The following is a 23,851-nucleotide window of genomic DNA, read 5'->3' on the forward strand; positions in this document are numbered from 1 at the left end:
AAAGGATAGATGCCGAAAATAAATTCGTGTCCGTTCGCGAATGAGGGACATTTTATTTAGGTTTGTATTATTATGGAAGCAACATTTGGAGGAGGATGTTTTTGGTGTACCGAAGCGATCTTCCAAAACATAGAAGGTGTCCGCAGTGTCTTGCCGGGTTATATGGGAGGAAAGTCAGCTAATCCAACATATAAGGAAGTGTGCAATGGAGACTCGGGTCATGTCGAAGTGGTACAACTAGATTTTGACGAAACCAAGGTTGATTTTGGGACGTTATTGAAGGTCTTTTTTAAAACACATGACCCCACGACGTTAAATAGGCAAGGAAATGATATCGGAACGCAGTACCGTTCTGTCGTCTTTTATCACGATGGGCTACAAAAAGAAGCTGCCGAACGTTTTATTGCGGAACTGGAAAAACAGGCTGTTTTTTCAGACCTCATAGTAACGGCAGTAGAACCCGCAGAAACATTTTGGGAAGCGGAGAACTACCATCGCGATTATTTTAACCAGAATCCCGAAAATCCCTATTGTGCCGCGGTTATTGCTCCTAAGTTACAGAAGTTTTTGAAAGAATATAAGTAAAATCGATAGCACAAGTGTTCTCCACACTGGTGCTTAAGAACGGTTTCGTTTGTTTATTTACAAAACTATGCAGCCTCGCGCAAGCGAGGTTTTTTTATTGCCGTTGCTGTAATAACTGTCTGCCAGCCTTTCTCTCGATAAATTTATCTTCTGCATCCATTTTAGACACTTTTGAACGATAATCCAACCTCGTGAACCCCGTACAATACTATGTTTGTAACATAAATATGATAAAAGCCGACTCATAAACCTATGCATCTTGCGGCAGCTGAATAAATACAGATGTTTTAGTACACACAGATGTTTTGTAGTGTGATGATAGCAGAAACGCTTATGGGAGGATAGAGTAAGTTAACCATTTTAAACATTTAAAGCTATGTTGAAACAAATTACGAAAAATTACTACAAGGCATTTTCTATGCTTTTATGTGCGATGCTATGTTTGGCATCCGGTATCGCACAAGAAACAGCACGAAAAGGCGTTGTGAGGGACGCGGTAACAAGTAGCGAACTTGCTGGCGTTACGGTTGCCGTAAGGGGGACCTCGAACAGTACGCAAACAAACGCGTTCGGCGCGTTCTCGATCTCCGCGAGCACGGGGCAGGTACTGGTATTTACAATCGTTGGTTATGAGCCATATACGATTACTGTAGGACAGTCGACAACGTTGGACGTCAATCTGCAACCGTCAGATAATGTTTTGGAAGAGCTGGTAGTAGTTGGTTATGGTTCGCAAAGGCGGTCTGACATTACTGGGTCCGTTGCTTCTGTGCCTAAAGAAAGACTGTCTAAATTACCGGTGACCAATGTGATGCAGGCTATTCAAGGAGCCGTGTCAAACGTCAATATTACGCAGGCCTCGTCGATACCTGGTGATAATCCGTCTACGCAGGTGAGGGGGCTTAATTCCATGAGTGCTAACGCTTCACCCTATATCGTAGTCGATGGAATACCCTTATCGAGAACAGATGGATCTATTAATGATATTAATCCAAACGACATTGAGTCGGTTGAAATTTTAAAAGATCCTTCGGCGGTAGCTATCTATGGCGTAAATGGCTCTAATGGGGTTATATTAATCACAACGAAAAGAGGGACTTCTGGAACTCCTCAAATTCGTTATAGCGGGTATGGCGGTATTGAGGAGCCTTCTCATATGTTAGAACCTGTATCGGCAGAGGAGTTGTTGAATAGGTACGCAGAATATGCCCGGATTACAAATACCAGTTTATTTGATGGCGGTCCAGTACGTAACGAGTACGAATGGGATAATTATCAGAATGGCATCACAACAGATTGGTTAGATGCTGTCATGCAGACCGGAACGATCCAAAATCATAACGTCGGTTTATCCGGAGGAAGCGAAAATGCTAAATATTACGTATCGGTAGACTACTTCGGCCAAAAAGGGATTGTGAAGGGATTCGATTATAAGCGTTATTCTTTTCGTACCAACACGGATTTTGATCCGACTAAGTACCTGACTGTCGGTACTTCAGCTTTTATAGCTGCACACAATCGGGATGGTGGACGAGCAAATCTGACACAAGCCTTGGCGATGAGTCCGTATGCGCGTATGTATGAAGATGATGGTACATTGACACGGTGGCCAATGTATTCGGAGCAATTATGGGAAAACCCATTGCTGCATACCACTACTGATCCAGAGCGGCGAGAGTTTAATATGTCGTTAAACGGTTACGCCGAAATGAATTTTGGTAATATTTGGGAACCTTTGTCTGGTTTGAAATACCGGTTTAACGGCGGATATTCTTATGTGCCGAAACGTACAAACGAATATCAGGGTTTATCGGTGTATAACGTTAACGGTTGGGGAAGAATACATAATGCAGAATCGCAGACGTATACCATCGAAAATATTTTAACCTATGAAAAAGTTTTCGGGCTGCATCGTTTTGACTTTACAGGATTATACGCTGCACGTAGCAAATACTGGCAACAATCAGAAGCGATTGGCGAGGTTTTTCCGAACGATGTCTTGGAGTGGGGAAATCTAGGCACCGCATCCACGCAGAAAGTGACATCTGGTGCGGATCTATATCGTTCAGTATCCCAAATGGCACGTTTGAACTATGGATATGACAGCCGGTATATGTTGACCTTTACTGTCCGTCGAGATGGTGCATCGGTTTTTGGTCCGAATAATAAATATGGGGTGTTTCCATCTGCGGCGGCGGCATGGAATATTCATAACGAAAGTTTCATGGCCAATACAAAAAATATAATTGATAACTTAAAATTACGTGTTTCCTATGGTGTTTCCGGTAATGAGGCTATTACGCCATACCAAACGCGCTCGTTAATGGATTCCAATCCGTTGGGTATGGGTGGATTATCCAGCGCCGCGTTACGCTACCGCCATCGGATGGGGAACGACGATTTACGTTGGGAAAAAACTGCGGGGTTCAATACTGGGATTGATTTTGGGCTATGGGGGAATCGTTTGAGCGGTACTATTGAGTTTTATAAGACAAGTACACAGGACATGTTGATATTACAGCGCTTGCCACGCTTAACTGGCTTTGCCGACGTATGGTCCAACTTGGGTAAAGTCGAAAATACGGGTATTGATGTCACACTGAACTCGAGAAATATCGTAAAGGACGATTTCAGCTGGTCTACTGCCCTGGTATTTTCGCATAACAAGAACAGAATTATAGATATATACGGTGACGGGCGAGACAATTTGGGAAATAGATGGTTTATAGGGCACCCGGTTGGTGTGATATACGATTATACACAAGTGGGTATTTGGCAAGAAGAGGAGATAGCTGCCGGCCTACATAGAGGATGGGACGAGCAGGCAGAAGCGGGGGCAGTGAAGTTGGCAGACCTCTCGGGTGATGGGATAATCAATGACGATGACCGTAGGATATTAGGACAGACTGCTCCGAAATGGACCGGTGGTCTTACCAATACATTCACATATAAAGACTTCTCATTGAATATTTTCATCCAAACTGTGCAGGGCGCAATGCGTAACAATGTACAAATAGGAGGCGCAGCGGATGAACTCGGAAGGCGGAGTGCTCCGGCAGATTTAGGTTACTGGACACCTGACAATAAAAGTAACGAATGGCGTTCTTTGAGCAACCGTTCCAATGTGTATGGTTATGGTTTTCCAAAGAGTGCCAGCTTCACCCGGTTGAAAGACGTCACCTTAAGCTACAACCTGCCTTCTAATGCAGCAAGCAGAATAGGTGTATCGGGTGTTACACTTTATGCCAGCGGTCGAAACCTGTATACATGGACAAGTTGGCTGGGGTGGGATCCGGAATCTAGAGATATCCCGAGAGGACATACACAGGATAATGTAGGAGATAATACCAATTATCCGATGGTTCGAAATTATGTTTTTGGCGTAAACCTTACATTTTAAAAATAAAGTCATGAAGATATATAAACATACAAAATTAGGCACGGTACTAGCGCTGTTTTCTTTAGGAGTTGCGTCGTGTAGCGATAGTTTTTTGGACGAAAAGCCTTATTCACAATATGAAGCTGGAACCGGTGACCCTTCTACCGTAGAAAACCAATTAGTAGGACTACACTATATTTATGCTCAATTATGGGGATGGAGCGGTCGACAGGGGTTTATATCCTGTTGGCAAATTGGAATGGATATTACCAGCGCCGGATCGACCGAAGGAGTCGAAAATCCGTTTTACCAATATGCCGACCTGAATTCGGAGAATGCTGGGGTATCTTATTTATGGGAGCGATCTTATGAGTTTATCAATAACGCGAATACCATCATTAGCTCCGTTGGGGAAGAAAATCCGGCCGCTGCAGCAGAAGCGCGCTTTTTCAGAGCTTATGCGTATAACACGCTTGTCTCCTTATGGGGAGATGTTCCTTTGTTAACGGAATCGATCAACGTGCCGACTTTTAACTATTCCAGAACGCCTGTAGCAGAAGTTGATCGCGTGATAGCGGACGACTTGGAATATGCCGTGGCCAACCTGCCCAATGTAGGAGAAGCGGCGAATCCAAGTCGGATTAACAAGGATATGGCTAGGCAACTGGCTGCAGAAGCCTACTTGCGCATTGGTGTACGCGATGCTTCCTATTTTGAGAAAGCAGAAAAGATGGCAACAGATATCATTGAAGGCGGAAAGTATAAATTGATCGAAGCGCGCTATGGTAAATATTTAGCGGAAGGTGGCGACTACTATCGGGATATGTTTCGACAGGGCAATATGCGTCGTTCCGAGGGAAATACCGAAGCTATCTGGACATTTGAATTGGAGCTTAACCGCGAAGTAAATGGCGGTACGATCGATAATCCCCAGCACCGACGGGTTTGGCAGCCAGGGTATCATAAATGGGAAGGTATGGTGAATGCCGATTCGCTGGGCGGTCGCGGAAACGGGCGTCTCCGGCTGAGCAATTTTATGAAGTACTCCGTATGGAGTGGATTAGAAGGCGATATTCGAAATAGTAACTATAATATTCGCCGAACCACAAACTACAATCGTCCTAACTATGAAGCGACAATTGGTGTCGACGCTGATGGTTATCGTGTAGCAAAAGACGCAGGTGTAAGAAATGTGACAATAAAAACCGGGGATAAGGTTATTCCATTCCGGGCGGACAGTCTGGAAGTTTGGTATCCGTTCCCCACGAAATGGGGAGGTTACGATCCCGCTGATGACTTTGGATATGCGTTGGTAAAAGATTGGCCCGTTATGCGTTTAGGTGAGACTTACCTTTTACGTGCGGAAGCACGTCTACGCCGAGGAAATGCAGGTGGCGCCGCTGATGATATCAATGTTTTACGAGATCGAGCCTTTAAGATGGCGCGCGAAACGGGTGGTAACGCGAACTTAGGTAAGGTAGACGCTTCGGATATGTCCATTGACTTCATTCTTGATGAACGCGCTAGAGAACTGATTTCGGAAGAAAACCGGAGAATGACATTGGTACGTACAGGTAAACTAAAAGAACGTATTGTGTTAAATGGAGATGACGGCCCAGCTAATAAGATTACGTCGGGTTTTCAAGACTATAACGCTTTACTTCCTATCCCTTTGAGCGAAATCCAATTGAACAATAAAGAAGGGGAATCACTGAAGCAAAACCCCGGTTATAGCAAATAAAGTATGACTATACTAAAGCTGGAAGAATCTGTCTGTTCTTCCAGCTTTGTCAATTTAGCTGCCTTATCTCGTAAAAAAATTTTGTGTTTATAAAAATAAATGTTATTTTGACATTAATTTTAGGATTAAAACCTAACGTGAATACGACCAGGAGAATAGCTTTAATATAGAAGTATTATAAACCAAAAATGTAAATAACTACTAATATGATAAACGTAAAGTTAAAACTGAGCATCGTCTTGTTATCTGTCTGCATGTTTTCCTATGCGCAGAACCGTATCAAATTAACCGACCAGCAAAACAAGGTCACCATAAACAAACATATTTACGGCCATTTTGCGGAACATTTGGGCCGATGCATTTACGATGGTTTTTATGTGGGAGAGGCCAACGACTCTATTTCGCATACGGCCGGTGTTCGCAACGATGTGGTGGAGGCACTTAAGAAGTTGCAAATACCTAATTTGAGGTGGCCAGGGGGCTGCTTTGCTGACACGTATCACTGGAAGGACGGGATAGGACCTAAAGGAGCTCGGCCTTCGATTGTTAATAACTGGTGGGGAGGCGTGACGGAAGACAATTCTTTTGGCACACATGACTTTTTGAACATGTGTGAGCTATTAGAAACGGAGCCATATCTAGCTGGTAATGTCGGAAGTGGCGAAGTGCAGGAATTGGCGGATTGGGTACAATATGTAAACTTCTCGGGGAAAAGCCCCATGTCCGATCTACGGCGTCAGAACGGCAGAGAAGAACCCTGGAATGTTAGGTTCTGGGGAGTAGGAAACGAAGCTTGGGGATGTGGTGGCAATATGACAGCTGAATATTATGCCGATATCTACAAAAAATACGCCACATTTATGGCCGATTGGGACAACAGTGGCGGGTTATATCGTATCGCGTCGGGAGCAAACAGCGCCGACTACCATTGGACAGAAACATTGATGAAAAAAATACCGAACCACCTCATGAAAGGTGTGGCGTTACACCACTATGCCGTCATCAACTGGAATAAGAAAGGTTCATCGACAAATTATTCCGATGAGGAGTATTTCAAAACGATGAAGTCCGCTTGGTTTATGAATGAGCTTATCGAAAAACATACCGCCATTATGGACAAATACGATCCACAAGGTAAGGTAGACTTGGTGGTTGACGAGTGGGGAGGTTGGTACGAAGTCGAACCGGGAACCAACCCAGGTTTTCTATACCAACAAAATACCATGCGGGATGCCATGATTGCAGGAATGACGCTAAATATCTTTCATAACCACGCCAAACGTGTAAGGATGGCAAATCTTGCGCAGACGATTAATGTTCTGCAAGCCGTCATCCTAACGAAAGGTAAGGATATGATCCTGACGCCAACTTATCATGTGATGGAAATGTATAAGGTGCATCAAGATGCCCAATTGATTCCTATAACATTGGAAAGCGACAACTATCAATACGGCGACGACGCGATCCCGGCCCTTTCAGCTTCTGCATCGAAAGACAAACAAGGAAAAGTGCATATCTCCGTTGTCAATATCGATCCTAGCCAGCAAAAGAAGGTCTCATTGGATTTGGGAGCGATACAGGCTAAGAAGGTAACGGGGCGAATTCTGGCAACTAACAGTTTAAGAGAGCATAACACTTTCGAGCAACCACATACGGTGCTTCCGAAAGAATATAAAGAAGCTAAGTTACAAGGAAACCGCATCGAAATAAACGTGCCTGCGCACTCGGTTATTGTATTGGAACTTATTTAGCGAATTTTTAAAAACATCGATATAATGCAAGATAAATACATGAAAAGGATATTGTCATTAACAACTGTTTTTGCCATTTGCGGAACTTTTCTTTTTGCCCAAAATGCAATTGATCTGCAGGTGCAATTAGATAAGGCTTCCGGGAAAATATCGCCACATATGTGGGGAATATTTTTTGAAGATATTAATATGGGCGCCGATGGCGGAATATATGCGGAATTAGTGAAAAACCGCTCTTTTGAGTTTGACCATCCAATGATGGGGTGGAAACGTCTGGGAAAGGTACCGGAAGGTACTTTCTTAATTGTCAACGACGGTCGGCGCAAGGGTAATCCCCGTTCGTTGAAAATACATAAAGCTGCCGACATCAAGATAGGTTTGCAAAACGAAGGATTTAGAGGTATGGGGGTAAAACAAGGAAATGATTATGAATTTTCGTTGCTTTATCGACAGGCATCTCCAGGCATGCAGGTGAAGGTGGAGTTGCTGAACGAAAATGACAAGGTGATAGGTACCGCGGCGTTGCCATTGTCCGAAGGAGCAAACTGGCAATCGGGCGCTGTCGTATTTACATCGGCAGAAACTTCGCCAAAGGGAAAACTAAATGTTTGGTTTGAGGGAGCAGGCGATGTGGAAGCTGATATGTTGTCACTTTTCCCGAAAGACACATGGAAAGGTAGGTCTAAAGGGCTAAGAAAAGATATGGTGCAGATATTGGCGGACATGAACCCCGATTTTCTCCGTTTCCCGGGTGGGTGTATTGTAGAAGGAAGAGATCTAGCCAATCGATTCCAGTGGAAAAAAACCGTAGGTCCGATCGAAGAAAGAGAACTTATCATCAACCGCTGGAATACAGAATTTAACCACCGGCTAACCCCGGATTATTTTCAAACATTTGGACTTGGGTTTTATGAATATTTCTTATTGGCAGAAGATATCGGTGCCGAAGCAGTACCGATTCTAAATTGTGGGATGGCCTGCCAATTTAACACGGGGGAGGTGGTTCCGCTGGACGAATTGGACGAATACGTTCAAGATGCATTAGATCTGATAGAATTTGCTAACGGTGACACGAGCACACCGTGGGGCAAGCTACGTGCCGAAATGGGACATCCTGAACCTTTCTATTTAAAAAAGTTGGGTGTTGGTAACGAAAACTGGGGGCCGCAGTACATTGAAAGACTCGCCGTATTCCACGAAATACTGCAGGAAAAGCATCCCGAGATTGAAATCATAGCCAGTTCGGGAACTGACCCTGAAGGTGAGCGATTTGAGTTTCTGGACGGAAAACTCCGCACGATGAACATTGATATTGTAGATGAACACTATTATCGCCCACCGGCATGGTTTCTCTCAAGCGCCGACCGGTATGATGATTACGATCGTAATGGCCCTAAGATTTTTGCAGGAGAATACGCGTCGCATACGACACGTCCGAACGGACCAGGAAGAAGCACTTGGGAGGCGGCTTTGTCGGAGGCGGCTTTCTTAACAGGACTGGAACGAAACGGAGATGTGGTAACCATGGCCTCCTATGCGCCTTTGTTTGGTCATGTAGATGGCTGGCAATGGTCACCTGATCTCATCTGGGTCGATAATCTGAATGTATACGGCACACCGAGTTATCATGTACAGAAATTATATTCGTTACATAAGGGAACCGACATTCTACCCGTGAAGAGAGACGGTCAAAATGTGACAGGTCAAGACAGCTTATACGCGTCTGCTGTTTACGATGCCGATACGAAGGAACTGATCATAAAATTAGTCAATTATAACGACCAACCGATAGACGCCAACTTTCAACTGGATACGAAGAAAAAGATAAACGGGGACGCAATAAAGATTACATTGGCAAACGAAAATCTTGACGTGGCCAATAGCTTGGAAGAACCACTGAAAATACAACCGCAAACAACGCAGGTAACGTATAAAGGCAAAACAATTAAAGATACATTTCTTCCCTATTCGTTCACCGTGATTAAAGTGCCGGTGAAATAATAATAGCATTATATCATGTGAACAGGCTGTATCCATAAGGTACAGCCTGTTTCCATTTTGTGCGGTCAAATTCCAGATATACCCTAATGATGTTATCGGTTGTCCCGCACTATCGTGTAGTTGCTTGCCGAAAAGGCGTTTCTATTCTACCAGCGAATGTAATTGTTTTCTCAAAAGACGTAATTGGTTTAGCAGATCATATAGTTGTTTTAGTAGAAAGGGAAGCTAATTTGTCAGGGGATGTAGCTGTTTTTGCAAAAGAAGTAATTGTTTTCTCAAAAGACTTAATTGGTTGAGCAGATCATATAGTTGTTTTAACAGAAAGTGAAACTAATTTGTCAGGGAATGTAGCTGTTTTTGTAAAAGAAGTAGTTGTTTTTGTAAAAGGCGTAATTGCTTTCTCAAAAGACTTAATTAGTTTAGCAGATCACATAGTTGTTTTAGTAGAAAGTGAAGCTAATTTGTCAGGAGATGTAGCTGTTTTTGTAAAAGACATAGGCGTTTTCCCAAAAGACATAACTGTTTTATCTCGCATCTTTTCAAGATTATAATGCTAGAAAAGTGCCTTCATGGCATTGTAAGCCTCAGTTTCTCTTCATTTTGTCATTCAAAATAACGTCTAAAAGTCCATATTTGTGCCAATTTTTTCGGGATACGTTGGAGAATAGTATGGAAAAGACCGACAGACGCCGTTTTGCTTTCTAATCCAGTTGGATCTCTAAATCCGCCGACTTTAACCAGGGGGCAGTAAATCTCGCTACAATCTTTTCATTGGGTTCGCCGTTTGCCTGTATATAAACAATCATTTTGCCGTGGTAGGCACGTTGCTTGTTGTCGGTGTAATCACCCATATCGGCATTGTTTCCTGCTTCCATACCGAGCAAACGACCATGGCCAACCAGCTGGCAGGTTATCTCATCTTCTGCTAATACCACCGGAAGGCCATCCTCATCGACAATCTGTAGCTCAATCTGCGCTAAACCTCCGTTTGCTCGTACGGTTGTCTTACTCGATTGGAGTATCTGGATAGCTTGTGGTCTTTTGCTAGATTGTATACGATGACGGGTTATTTCCTGATTATCTGTGTTCAATCCGACTACCTCTAGTATCCCCGCAGTATAGGGGATATCCCAGTGGATAATTCCGTACTCGTCATTGTATTCTTTAGCCGCTCCGACAACTTTTCCGTTGAGTTCTAACCGCGCTCTTTTTGCGTTGGTATAACAAACGACACGTATCTGTTGACCCTCTTGATAGTTCCATACCGGCCAGGCATCCATCGATGGTGCCTGATCTTTACGTTGACCCTGTTCGGCCTCCAGTCGGGACCAAACATCCGTTGCAGCTCCACCTCCCTGTAATGGATAGGTACCTAGGTAGGCCATCGGTTTTGCCGACCAGAGTGCTTGGCGGAAATATCCACGGGGTTTTGTAAAACCGGCAAAGTCCAATAGGCCGGAATAGAAACCTCGAGAAGGCCAACGGCCCGATTCACCTAAATAATCGATACCCGTCCACAGAAATTGTCCGAAGATATGCTCGTTATCTCTAACGGCTTTCCATGCGCCCATGTCGTGGCGGTTTTCACTTCCATAGATGATACGCCCGGGATAGCGTTCATGATCTTGGTGATAAAGGCTTTCGGTATAATTATAGCCGGCGATATCCAATGCGCCTGGATATGCCGTTTCATTGGACATGGCAACACCGGCTAGTCCGGCTGTTACCGGACGGCTGCTGTCGTATTTGCGGACAAACGACGCAAGACGTTTGGCTATCGTTCCTAACCGCGTGGCGTCGGGTGCATCTTTCTTATATCCGCCGAATATAGGCTGTGTAAACCCACTTTCTGTACGGCCATCGAGTATAGGGTGCGAATAGGGGTCGTTGGGATAATCGACTTCGTTTCCTATGCTCCAAGCAAAAATAGAAAGGTGGTTGCGATCTCGTTTTACCATGTCTGCCAGATCTTTTTCGCCCCACTCTTCAAAGAAATCATACGAGCCCTGGAATCCGGGTGTTCCTACATTCCAACCTTCCAGCCACTTTCTTTTGGGATATTCCCATTCATCATAAGCTTCATTCATCACCAATAGTCCCAATTCGTCACACAATGTATATAGGGAAGGGGCTTGGGGATTGTGGCTGGTACGGATGGCGTTAACACCCAATTCTTTCAAGGCCAACAAACGGCGACGCCAAACTTCAGGGTAGACTTCAGCGCCTAATACGCCGGCATCGTGATGTATACAAACACCTTTCATTTTCATCCACTGACCGTTAAGCGCAAACCCTTTATTGGGGTCGAATGTAAAGGTTCGGAATCCTGTTTTTACTTCGGACTCATCTACTTGTTGATTGCCTTGGAGTACCCGGGTACGTAGGGTGTAGAGGTCTGGGTGTTCCAGATCCCATAATTGTGGATTCTTGACTTCCAACGTTGTTTTGATTTCATCTCGGGCGCCGCCTGCGAGCGTGACCTTGGATGTTTTTTTTGCTACGAGATCGCCATTTGGAGCAACTAGCTCATTTACGATGGAGAGCGTAGCGGGGGCCTCCGATTCGTTATGTACGGCGGTCTGCACGTGCATCGTACCGCGGTCCCTTTTCACTTCGGGATAAGCGTATACGCCCCATTGATCTAAATGAACGGGATTTGCGCGTACTAGCCATACGTCGCGATATATTCCTGATCCGGTGTACCATCGGGAATCGGCATCTTGGCTGTGATCTACTTTTACGGCTATGGCGTTTTCTTCTCCGTATTTGATGTATGGGGTAATGTCGTAACTGAACGATATATAACCGTTCGGGCGTTTTCCAACCGACTTTCCATTAACAAATACTTCGCTGCGGTTGTATACGCCTTCAAAGTAAATATAAAGCTTTTGTCCGCTGTCTTGCTGAGGAATGGTGACGTTTTTTCTATACCATCCGATGCCTCCGGGAAGGTATCCGGTGGCGCTAGCTAGGGTAGGGCTTAGAGGCTGTTTAACGCTCCAGTCGTGCGGGAGTTGGACTCTTCGCCAGGATCGGTCGAGCTGATGTTGTAGGGCTGCACTGTCGATCTCGCCCAGATGAAAATGCCAGTTTGTGTTTATTTTTTCGGCCTGGCCGAATCCAGGTTGAGAAAAAAGGAGCTGTGGAATACAGCATGACATCAATATTGTCGATGCCAGATAAGATGCTATTTTTATCATAATATGTTTATTTCCTACTTGCTTTTATTTCATCCTGCGATAAGGCGCGTTTATATATTTGTATGTCATCGATAGTTCCATGATATCTACCAAGCATTACCTCGGACAGCGACAACCCGGTTATTTCTATATTCTGGTCGATAAGCCCGTTGATATACGTTTTCAAGAGGCTTTTTTCGTAGGTTATTACCAATTGGAAAGTATCCAATTTTGTGGGGGGATACCACTGTCCGCCTGTTCCTCTGTTTTTTGTTTTCCATATGTCGGCGGTTCCTAATACATTGCTGCTTTTGTAGGTGTTGTTTTTAATCTCCAGATAAGGTTTAGGGCGTTCGCTCTTTTCAAGTCCGTAAACAAAGGCGTTGGTCTCTATTATTTTACCGTAGTAAGCGTCATGATCGATTGATAAGGTCATCACGATACTAAATTGTTTGGATTTTGCCAGGCGGATGTTCTCGCTATGTTCGACGGAAATTTTACCGGGATTTTGCTGTAGAGCCTTTTCTTTTGTGAGGTTGATGTTGTTAGTCGGAATAGACATAGTTGTATGTATCTCCGTAGGATAGCCTTTTGGGCGTGACGAACTGACGATCCAATCATAATAGTCGCCATGCATCCAAGTTAATCTCAGGTCGTCTTTTGTGTGTGCAATAGCGAAAGGACGGATATTGTTTTTAGGTGAGTCAAATGTGAGCTGTTTGCTGGATGACAGCTTTCCTTCTGGATCTACCGTAAACTTTTTCAGTTCGTATACGTTGCCGTGTTTGCCACTGACCGGCACCGAGCCATAAATGATAGCTGGATCGGTTTTGTCGATAGCCATGCCGCCACTATAGCACTTCTCGATATCGGGTGTTTGATGAAAGTGCCCCCCTGCATGGGACAGATAGGTCTTTTGCCATTCACGCCCGTTCCATCTAGCATAATAATAGTCGTGCTTCTTCTTATCTTCACTAATTCGTACCATGGCAATAACAGGTTTGTCTTTATCCTGCACGGAGATTTCCCATAACCAATTTCGGAAAGGTGCATCTTCCACAACAGCATCAGGATACCTGTTTTTATAAGCAGGGGTGGCGTCTACTTCGTGTAATGTTCCGCTTCCAATGGTGGCTAGTGTTTCTCCTTTAATATCTTTCAATCCGAATGTATGGATATCAACATAGTTAAAATAGATATAGTTGACGGCCTGATTGTCTGGATGGGTGGTCGTATAAGCTAAGTATATTTTGTCTTTGCCATTGGACATGTATTTTGTATATGGTCTAACGCCACCTTTTCCTTTTTGGGACTGCACAATCTGATAGGGGCCACGATCAAATTCAACAACATCATTTTTATCAGGTAAGGTTAGGCGGGCGATTGTTGGGTGCCAGCCTAATCCACGCCAACATAGATAAATATGATTGGGGTCGTCGGAAAGGATAAATGGTGATGGATATGTGGTGTTGTGATCCGTCTCTAACCTGACTTCTCGTCCTAAGGTCGTGATATCGCCGGGTTTTTGGGAAATGCGGTAATAAAAACAGCGCTCATCGGTGTGGCGTGAATAGAAAACCATGACGCGCTCATCGGGTAGTACCAGAAAGGTCGGATTGTTGTGGTCATCCGGTTGGAACCATGAGCGAATCAATACTTCGTTCGTCGTATTGGTAAGATGGTTGATTTGGGTCGCTTTGATATGACCATGTATATCGATATAACCGACATAGGTTGCATTGATCGTTCCGTTTCTGTTTTCATACGAAATAGCACGGGGATCAGCGAACCAACACCAAGCTCCTTCTTCGGTGAGCGTGTTTGTCTGTATCGCATCTTGTCCGTGCGCCGCTATATATAAAACCAGACAGATTATCGACAGAAAATATCCTTTCGTTTTCATCGTATTTTAGGTTTTCTCTTTAAAACGGATGACTGTCAACGAGTATGGTTTTAGTTTGAAGTCATCTAAATTGACTGTGGCGTGGATCGGTTTTGCGTCTTTATCCGCGGGTGTTCCAGAAAGTATGGTAGCGTCGATGTTTTCGCTATCAACAGCTAGTTCGGAGATATTCGATTCCACATCAACTTCTACTGGTAGTAAGTTGACCAGCTTCATGATAATATCGCCTGAAACCTCATCGCGTACGATCGATTTTCCTATGCGCTTCCGCACATTGTCATCGCTGTTATTTAATTGGAGATCGCTAAAAATGTATGCATTGCCCGCATGTTGTCCGAATAATTGCTGTACGTAGTATCCCACGGTTGGTTTCACCTCGGTATTGTCAAAGTAAATGAGGTCTGGGTTCCATTGCGTGTTACCTATTTTGGCCAAAAGAGGGGCATAGGATGTCATGGCGACGATATCGCCATTACGCTCGATATTGCAAAGATGGAGCGCTTCTGCCAATGCTGTTTCGATGGTACTGGCCCGGCCAGGGATATGGGCGGCGTACTCGCCGAGATATACTTTGGCTTTGGAGCGGTCATATTTGTCGTAAAAATCCTGATTGTGGATATACCAACCTGGTGGATTATAGTAGTGTTCGTCCATATAAGGTACGTGTAGTTTCGTGGCTAGTTTCCATCCTTCGACATAGTCGGTCCCTTCGTAAAAAGGTCCCGCTGTCCCGATAACGTGGATTTCAGGGTATTTCTCTTTAATCGCGTCGTATATCATGGTGAAGCGTTCTTCGAAAATATCCGTGATAAGGTCCTCATTCCCAACGCCGATATACTTCAGATTGAAGGGCTCAGGGTGGCCGGCTTCCGCTCTCTTCTTTCCCCACACGGTATGTACATCACCATTGGCATATTCGATTAGATCAAGGATGTCTTGTACATAATCGCCCATTTCCTCCATTGGAATACCACATTGCTGCCCAGCAAGCGGGTGACCATTGTGCGCGGAATTCTGACAAGGGACGCCGGCAGCGACAACGGGGATCGGTTCTGCACCAAGATCTTCGCAAAACTGGAAGTATTCGAAATAACCTAGACCGTAGGACTGGTGATAGCCCCATAAATTTCGTTGGGGTTTACGGGTCTCGAGCGGTCCGATGGTATGTTTCCAGTGGTAGATATTCTCGATGCCGTTCCCATGTGCAACACAGCCACCCGGAAAACGGACAAAACGAGGTTTCATATCGGCAATGGCTTGCGCCAGATCTGCACGGAGTCCATTTCTACGATTGCGAAATGTGTTTTGGGGAAATAGGGAAACCATATCAAGATTTACTTTACCCGCTTCTTGCAGTTGGATGACCAATTTTGCGTTTTCAGCTGTAACAGTGGGTATTACGGTCAGTTCGTGCTTTTTCCAAGCCTTTGTTAATCGTTTGATCGTGGCTTGACCTATTGTTTTTCCATTGGCGTCTTCGAGTCGTATTAGGAGGTTGGCTATGTTGGCCTCCGGAGCACGTGCAAATAACGAAAGGTTGTATTTTTCGTTTGCTCGGACAGCGATGCCACCAAAACCTTCGTTATAGAGCCCGCCACCAGCGCTTGCTTCTACTGTAACGTAGTGTTTGTTGTTGATATGGATAGGCGAGACGGTGTCGATAGATAATTTGCTATGGGCATCGTAGACGTTCCAGGCCGTCAGGTTATCCCATTCTTTTCGGATATTCGGGGAGTATTCAAACCCACGGTTTTGAATGAGCTCGGCATATAGGCCGCCATCGGCAGCATAGTTTATATCTTCAAAGAAGATACCAACCAACAGATCACTTATTTGTCGCGTGGTATTTTGATTTACGTTAATGGTTGCTTTTACGTCTTTTAACGTGCTAAACCGTTGATCATCGTCTGTCATTCTTTCACTGTTCAATTTCGTTTTGTATGCAGCTAGTTGTTGAGCTTTGATGACGTTATCTACAGTATGCCAGGCGACTTTGTGAAGTGTTCCGGATTGCTGGCCATCGGGGAGAGCGACCTTCTCTGTTCTGGGTAAAAAAACAGTCGCCTTTTTGGCAGGAGAATAGTGCTTAAAGTCTTTGGTCGTTACAAAATAGGCTTGATTATGTTCTTTGTCACTTGTCCAGCTAATCGTATACACATCGTTTGTATCATCGTATGCAATCATTGGTTTCAAACAATTTCCGGTCGATAAAACAAGGGGATAGGATTGCCTGTTCCACGTGAGGAGATCGGTTGAACTGGCATAACCAAAGGCGCCGTCTTCATTATTTAAGCTCCATACACAATGCCAAATCCCGTCGGGCGCGCGAAATAAAAAAGGATCGATCATTTTTTTCTCCGCTCCCCAGGGACCATAGTCTGATTTTACAAAACTATGCTCTGTACCAACAGGATGCCAGGTCTGTTTATCCAAGCTCCAGGCTACGTGTAGCCCGTTATGATGATTATTTTTTGCTGCTCCGTAGACAAAAATATACGCGGAATCTGGTTCGTTTGCTAAGAGGAAACTTTGTCCTGAAAGAAATAGGACCAACACAAAGAAGGAAACAACGGTTTTTTTCGTAAGATATTCGGTATTCATGATGTTCATTTCAGTTTATAAATACAGCTCGCTTTGCGAAACGTGGGTTAACTTATCACAAATGTAAAAATAACATTTATTTTTAGTGTGGAAATTTTGTGTCAAAATTGTTTAATCTGGTTTCAGTTGATTGATTTCTATTCAATACGATGCGTTTTCCGTTTTTGATACTCCGATGGTGTTACGCCAAATTCTGCCTTGAAGCAAGTGGAGAAATAACGGGGATCGGAAAAACCGGTGGCGAATGCCACTTCGCTGACAGAAATGGATTTATCCTTTTCCATCATTTGGCAGGCGTGTTTCAATCTGATATTTTTAACAAATTCGCTTGGAGAGAGATCCAACAGGGCCTTGGTCTTTCTATAAAGGGTAGACTTGGATAATCCGAGTGCATTACCAAGCGCCACGACATCAAATTGATCATCGGTTAGATTCTCTTCTACAACACCGATCATTTTTTCGACAAATTGTTCGTCTTGTGGCGTATAATCCAACGTGGAAATATTGATTTGCGGACTTGCCTTAAAATCTTCCTGTTTTGTACGTTTATGGGTTAGAAAATTATGTATACGTGCTTCTAGGACTTTGAGGTCAAAAGGCTTGCTGATATAACTGTCGCCCCCAGCTTGGTAACACGCTATACGGTCGTCGATACTGTTCTTGGCCGTCAATAAGATAACGGGGATGTGATTTATTTCAGGATCTTGCTTAATGCGACGGCACAAGGTTAAACCATCCATAACCGGCATCATGATATCACTAATGACAACGTCGATTTCCTGTTTCTGTAAAATCGCCAATGCTTCTTCCCCCTGCTGGGCGGTCACCACGCTGTAGGTTCGGGAGAGGACATTATGCACGGTTTGTAATAAATCGACATTGTCTTCGACGAGTAAAATCTTGATATCGGTTCTGCCTTCTACTGGCGTAGGAAGTGTAACCGAAGCGTCTGATACTTCTTCGAATAAATTAGCCGAATCGATAAAGCTATCGTGTAGCTCACGTAATTCTTCCGCGGTATAGGCGGCTTTTTCAACGGGAAGGCATACGGTAAAAGTGGAACCCTGACCTAATATACTATCTACTTTAATGGAACCGTGGTGAAGTTCGACAAGCTCTTTCGTTAGCGCGAGGCCAATTCCATTGGTTTCTTGCTGCTTCGCCTGTTTGTTATTATAGAATGGGATGAATATTTTGTCCAGTTCTGTCTGTGCGATGCCCATACCGGTATCTTGAACTTGGACAACTAAATGAGCAAATTCTTGTACAGGTTCGGTATGAAATACCAGTTTTACACTTCCTCCACTTGCTGTATACTTAAAAGCATTTGATAGGATATTAAAAATAATTTTGTCAAGCTTATCAGCGTCAAAATACGTTTCAGGCAGACAATCTCCTGGGGAAACCTCGAAGTTGATGTTTTTGCGCTTCGCCAGCGGACTGAAATAGATCGTGCAGATATTGCTCATAAAAGTGATGAGATCTTCGCGTCCTACGCGGAGGGCCATCTGCCTATTTTCCACCCGTTTAAAATCTAATATTTGTTGAAGAAGCCTCTTCAGTCTGTCCAGATTAAATCGCATCTTGTCAAATTGGGAAAGGTTCTTTTTTGTAATCATCTGGGCGTCGTCGATCAGACAGGAGATAATGGTAAGCGGTGTCAATAATTCGTGCGATATATTGGTGAAATAGCTCAACTTGGTCTGGACAAGCTTGTTGGCATTTTCTTTTTCGATTTGTGCAATTCGAAGATCACTTTGTAATTTAAGTCGATTAACATAAAATCTGATAATGGCGTAGGCAAGGCCTAATATCAATATCGCATAAAGCATATAGGCCACGTTACTTTCATAGAACGCGGGTTTCTTGTGGATGTGTAGACGTGTGACTTCTGAGCTCCACCGGTTGTCTAGATCTGTTGCTTTGATCAGGAACGTATATCGTCCTTTTCCCAGGTTATTGTAGGTGGCAAATATTCGTTCTCTTGGAGCGTATACCCAATCCTTATCAACTCCTTCCAATTTATAAGCATATCTAATTTTGCCCGGGTGTGTATATTCGAAAGATGAAAATAGAATCTCCAAACTTTGATCTTCCGGCTCGAGCACAAGCGATTGTTTACGAGAATCATATTTTTCATGCAAGCCCAATGATACTGTCGATTGGTTGTTGATTTTTATATCGGAGATGACCACAGCTGATTTATGCGTCGGTGCAAAAGAAGACTCCCAAAATTGGACGATGCCGTTATGGCCACCGAAATACACGGTTTGTTGTGCCTTATCGGCCGTATACGCGCCCTTTGTGAACATATTTATCGGGATGCCGTCGCTGCTGCTATATTCAAAGATCCGGTTACTTCCCGGAAATAATTTATAAACGGCTCTGGTGGTGGAAAACCATACCGTACTGTCAAGACAAACAACATGTAAGATTTGATTGGGAGCTAGCAGGTGTGCATTTGCGTACTCGCGCACCTGACCATTTTCGGTATGAAACGAAAGTAGCCTATTGTCTTTTGTCCCTATCCACAGGTGTCCACGGCTATCTGTATCCATGGTTTCAATCTGGTTGGTCTGTAATCCAGCCGTAGCTTTTCCCACGTGACGTTTAGATTTCGGACTCGAATGATTGTCTATCTGGTAAATACCGTGATCCTTGGTGGCGACCCATATACTGCCCCGTACGTCTTGACATATAGCCATGATATGGCCGTTTACATCGTCCACCTGATGTAGTTGCTCCTGTCCTGATTTTTTATACATCAGCCCCCGGTTGGTTCCGATCCACAAATTTTTTCTTGTATCCTGAAAAAGGTGGAGAGGAACGCCAATCTCGCTAGCATATTGGGCGAGATCAATGGTACGCGACAGCGCCAGGCTACCGTTTTCTTTTCTGAAAACGTGCATTATTGTTTCGTATGCGCCACCTACCCATAATTCATCGTCTATTTCCAGCGCGCAATTGACTGCCCTGAGCGACACCAAATCCTTAAAACGGAGATTGCTGTAGGTCGCTAATTGATTTGTTTGTGGTACAAATTTACCTAAACCGATGCGTTCCAGATTGAACCACAATTGATTTTCACGGTCTTGGTAAAGCATGTTGAGGTTGGGTGATATATTATATTTTTCTTGGACCTGAGGTAACGCAAAGGCACGCATAACGGGTTTGTCAAAGCTAATCGTCGAAACGCCTTTGCCACTGATAGCGAGCCACAGTGTGCCGGAACGATCTTGATAGATGTCTTGGAAAAAATTGGATGTATACTGAAACAGGTGTGAGAGATTCAGCTCAGCAATACGGCCTTCGTCGGTGTAATGAAAGGTAGAGATACCCGAATAAGAAAGCACCCAAATGTATTTTTGCAAGCGATCTTGTACGATGTTATATACGAGGTCTTCCTTCCCAACACCCCGTCTTTTGTTTTTGATGATGATTTCGCGATACATGTTTTCTCCTCCTTCAGGATTGAAGAGAAAAAGTCCGTCGCCCCAGGTACTTATCCAAAGTTGTCCCCGGTCATCCTGTATTATTTTAAAGGGATTATTCCGTCTTCCGATGGGGGGAAGTGCAAGGAATTGCCCCTTCTCTTTGTCCAATTTGTGAAGTCCCGCATCCCATATGCCCGCCCATATTTCTCCTTTTTTATCTTGGAAAATAAAGTTGATGCTTCCGTCCGGGATGGACTTTCCATTGTCGGGATGCTGTTCAAATGCAGCATGTAGACTGAAGTCTCGGTTGTACACATAGATAGCATCTTGGGTTCCAATCCAAATTTTGGACTGGCGGTCGACCAAAATGGCGGCAACGCGTCGTCCTTCTAGACGCTCATCAGGAAAAGGTGAAATACGATATGTTTCTTTTTCTAGAACATATATGCCGTTTTCGGCGCCTAACAGTAGCTTATCGTCCAGTTCGGACACGGCGAGTATATTCTGATTGGCAACCGTATCACCTTTTTCATCCTTTAATTTAAAGGTAAGCAGATTGAACGCATCGAAACGACTAAGACCGTAGGCGGTTGCAAACCAAATGTAGCCCTCGCTATCCTGGAATGTCTTGTTGACGGATAAGGATGGAAGTTCCTGCTCAATTTTTACAGGCGTGATCCCGATTTGCTGGGAAAAGCTGGGATATGCTCCTATGTAGACGAAAATGAGTACAAAATGATATATGAATGCTTTGGTCACGGTTTATGTTTATCTGTCGGTTAAAGTTACGAAAAATGCCCCGAACTGAACATCGGTAATCGAACGGAGATATACGTTAAATTTGTCCGAAACCGTGCGGTGGCAAAGCATTGCCTTGACCTTCAATAAGTTGTGCTAATCTACTTTAATGACTCTTATTTCAAGTATTTTATGACTGGTTGATGGCGCATCGGCGGCGATTTTGACCTGAAGAGTTTCGCCTTTATTGCTAGTTGACGGAATCGTAATCACTTCCGTTTTGACCTCACCAGAGCGGGAATTAGTTTGGGGTAGCTTTCCGATCTCCTTATCGTTGATGAAAATGTTCGTTTTTCGGTTTTCCTCCGCTAGATATTTGATATATAATTGTACGTTTTCCTTGGAATCGGTTTTAACAGTATAGCTAAACCAACCTTTTGCCTCCCGCCAGCGTACGTCGGCTATACTGCCCGCATGCGTGTCTTGTTCTTTGATGAAATGATCTGACTCCGGTTGTTGTTCACCGCTAACGACCCGATCGATCGTGATACCGGCTAAACGCAGCGATTCCCTTTCTTCGTGTTCCGTTCTTTCTTGAAGGGCAGCAAGCTCTTCTTCCGTTGCCTGCGGCCAATATAGGATATATCGCGCCTCGTGGGTTTTGTAAAACGGTTCGAGTTCCATGCTCAGCTGTTCTTCCCCTCGGCGAAGACCGGACAGTTCGAAGCGTAGAGGAGCATTTTTTATCGGTTTTACCAGGTTAGGAATCTTATCTGGAGCAGTTGTTAAGATGGGCATATCGCGCAATGGAATTTGCCTGCCACGTGCCACATGGCCCATCCGGCTGTCGTCAGCAAATAGTCCAGTAAGGTCATCTGTACCTGTTTTGGCCGCTAATACAAGAGGACCATACAGTATGCTGTAGTAATTAGAGCGGTCTGGAAGCTGTTCCGTATAAATGTGCATTGGAAGCTCAACCGAAACCGCGTCGCCCTCTTCCCAATGTCGTTCGATGGTTACCCAGGTCTCTTCGGAAGAGATAGCGCTATAAGGTTGGCCGTTGAGATGAACAACTGGGGGAGCTGCTAGCCACCTAGGTTTACGGATATGCAGGGCGAAATGTCTGGCAGACTCGGGATGCACCGTGAACTGTATCTTATTTTGTGTCGGAAAATCATGTTCTTGGACAAGTTTGACATTTTTCTCCTGCCAGTTTAAAATGGACGGAATAAACAGATTGACAAACAGCTCGTCGTCTCGATGTGCATAGATCATCTCGCCATACTTCGCGTGGTTTTCGATACCGGATCCTACACAACACCACATACTGGTATGAGGTTGTGAATAGACGCGATAATGCCCCGGTCGCATTTGTGTAAAATAAACAAGTCCGCCTGTTTCTGGATTTTGTGTTGATAAGATATGGTTGTAAAGGGCGCGCTCGTAGTACTCGAGGTATTTACTTTTGGGGTCGGTTTGATACAGCATGCGCGTCAATCGCAGCATATTATACGTATTGCAGGTTTCGGGACCTTCTATACTCTGGATCATTTTAGAAAAATCGTCAACTGGATTAAAGTGTTCGCTCACGCTATTCCCACCAATTGATACAGAGCGCCTTTCAACGACATTCTCCCAAAAATAACGGGCGGCATCGGCCCATTGCTTGTCTTGTGAAAGATCGGCGATACGCTTGAATCCCAATACTTTCGGGATCTGTGTGTTGGCATGTTTGCCGGTAAGATAATCTTCATGCGCTAACAATGGGTTTAGAACTGCCTTCTGGCTGAACTGCCTGGCGAGTGCCAGGTATTTAGAATCTTGCGTGATGGCGGCGACATCAGCGAATGTTTCGTTAAGTCCACCGTGTTCGCTGCGCAGCATATCCTGGATTTGTTCTTCGCTCAGACCCGCTACTAATGCTATTGCCCAGTCTGTCATCTTGATCAACACGTCTTTGGCTGTCTCATTGCCCGTCAGTAAATACGCATCGCGTAATCCGGCATACGTCTTATGGATATTGTATAGTGGTACCCAACGTTCATTCAAGCTGAATCCACCGGCGTTGATTTTTCCCTGCTTTACTTCTTCCCAGAGCGCTTTCCCTTCCGGTACACCTCCAATGTAGCCATCACCATGGGCGTCTTGACAGCGTTTAAGCGTACCGAGCATGTAATCAAGGCGTTCCTTTATCCCCGCGTGGCCCGTGGATGCGTACATATACGATAGTGCTGAAACGTAATGCCCCCCAATATGGCCATCTAGCCCAGTATTCTCCCAATTGCCGTAACGCTCTGCGGGCGAGGGGAGATTTGCCTCCTCAAGAAAAGGGGCTAGGAGACGGTCAGCATCTAATGTTAATAAGTAGTTTAGATCCAGCTCTTCGGCATGTTTAAAGAGGCCCGGTAGCAAGCGGACATCACGCAGGTGAAAATATTCGATCTGCGTGTGCGTCTGCGCCTGTGTTACTGTCCCCATCGTGGTGGACAGCAAACATATAGTGATAAGCTGTTTTAACTTCATACAAATAATGTTCAAT

Annotated in this window: 12 protein-coding genes; 7 read left to right on the forward strand and 5 right to left on the reverse strand. The window is 44.4% G+C overall.

All coding sequences use genetic code 11. The features are described 5' to 3' along the window. Window positions 1-72: 72 nt before the first annotated feature. From msrA to C5745_RS20060, 7 genes are all read left to right on the forward strand, one after another. The gene (gene msrA / locus C5745_RS06630; RefSeq protein ID WP_105716205.1) at window positions 73-585 is read left to right on the forward strand and encodes a peptide-methionine (S)-S-oxide reductase MsrA; all 513 of its coding nucleotides are present in this window, start codon (window positions 73-75) and stop codon (window positions 583-585) included. Window positions 586-961: 376 nt separating this feature from the next. Further along, window positions 962-3,985, forward strand: a complete 3,024-nt coding sequence (locus tag C5745_RS06635; protein WP_105716206.1) for a SusC/RagA family TonB-linked outer membrane protein — start codon at window positions 962-964, stop codon at window positions 3,983-3,985. 10 nt (window positions 3,986-3,995) lie between these two features. Further along, window positions 3,996-5,705 carry a RagB/SusD family nutrient uptake outer membrane protein gene (locus C5745_RS06640; RefSeq protein ID WP_105716207.1) on the forward strand — a complete coding sequence of 570 codons (1,710 nt, stop codon included), beginning with the start codon at window positions 3,996-3,998 and terminating at the stop codon, window positions 5,703-5,705. Window positions 5,706-5,911: 206 nt separating this feature from the next. Next, window positions 5,912-7,456 (forward strand): alpha-N-arabinofuranosidase, encoded by a 1,545-nt coding sequence (locus tag C5745_RS06645; RefSeq protein WP_105716208.1) that lies wholly within the window; start codon window positions 5,912-5,914, stop codon window positions 7,454-7,456. Window positions 7,457-7,495: 39 nt separating this feature from the next. Beyond that, window positions 7,496-9,457: an alpha-L-arabinofuranosidase C-terminal domain-containing protein gene (locus C5745_RS06650; RefSeq protein WP_105716330.1), complete on the forward strand. Its 1,962-nt coding sequence runs from the start codon at window positions 7,496-7,498 to the stop codon at window positions 9,455-9,457. A gap of 86 nt (window positions 9,458-9,543) precedes the next feature. Beyond that, window positions 9,544-9,753: a hypothetical protein gene (locus C5745_RS06655; RefSeq protein WP_105716209.1), complete on the forward strand. Its 210-nt coding sequence runs from the start codon at window positions 9,544-9,546 to the stop codon at window positions 9,751-9,753. A 39-nt stretch (window positions 9,754-9,792) separates the two neighbouring features. Next, window positions 9,793-10,008: a hypothetical protein gene (locus C5745_RS20060; protein WP_133166307.1), complete on the forward strand. Its 216-nt coding sequence runs from the start codon at window positions 9,793-9,795 to the stop codon at window positions 10,006-10,008. A 150-nt stretch (window positions 10,009-10,158) separates the two neighbouring features. On the opposite strand, the gene C5745_RS06660 is transcribed toward C5745_RS20060, so the two are convergent. The 5 genes from C5745_RS06660 to C5745_RS06680 all read right to left on the reverse strand — a co-directional run bounded on the left by C5745_RS06660 (window position 10,159) and on the right by C5745_RS06680 (window position 23,835). Beyond that, complete coding sequence (locus tag C5745_RS06660) at window positions 10,159-12,657, reverse strand: sugar-binding domain-containing protein (RefSeq protein ID WP_207795730.1); 2,499 nt, start codon at window positions 12,655-12,657, stop codon at window positions 10,159-10,161. Window positions 12,658-12,664: 7 nt separating this feature from the next. Further along, entirely contained in the window at window positions 12,665-14,539 is a 1,875-nt protein-coding gene (locus tag C5745_RS06665) for a BNR-4 repeat-containing protein (protein ID WP_105716211.1), read from the reverse strand. A gap of 6 nt (window positions 14,540-14,545) precedes the next feature. Continuing rightward, window positions 14,546-17,140: an alpha-L-arabinofuranosidase C-terminal domain-containing protein gene (locus C5745_RS06670; protein WP_105716331.1), complete on the reverse strand. Its 2,595-nt coding sequence runs from the start codon at window positions 17,138-17,140 to the stop codon at window positions 14,546-14,548. 137 nt (window positions 17,141-17,277) lie between these two features. Then, window positions 17,278-21,333, reverse strand: a complete 4,056-nt coding sequence (locus tag C5745_RS06675; protein ID WP_105716212.1) for a hybrid sensor histidine kinase/response regulator transcription factor — start codon at window positions 21,331-21,333, stop codon at window positions 17,278-17,280. A gap of 135 nt (window positions 21,334-21,468) precedes the next feature. Next, entirely contained in the window at window positions 21,469-23,835 is a 2,367-nt protein-coding gene (locus C5745_RS06680) for a glycoside hydrolase family 127 protein (RefSeq protein ID WP_105716213.1), read from the reverse strand. Window positions 23,836-23,851: the final 16 nt, after the last annotated feature.

Source organism: Sphingobacterium haloxyli (assembly GCF_002980525.1).
Taxonomy (GTDB): Bacteria; Bacteroidota; Bacteroidia; order Sphingobacteriales; family Sphingobacteriaceae; genus Sphingobacterium; species Sphingobacterium haloxyli.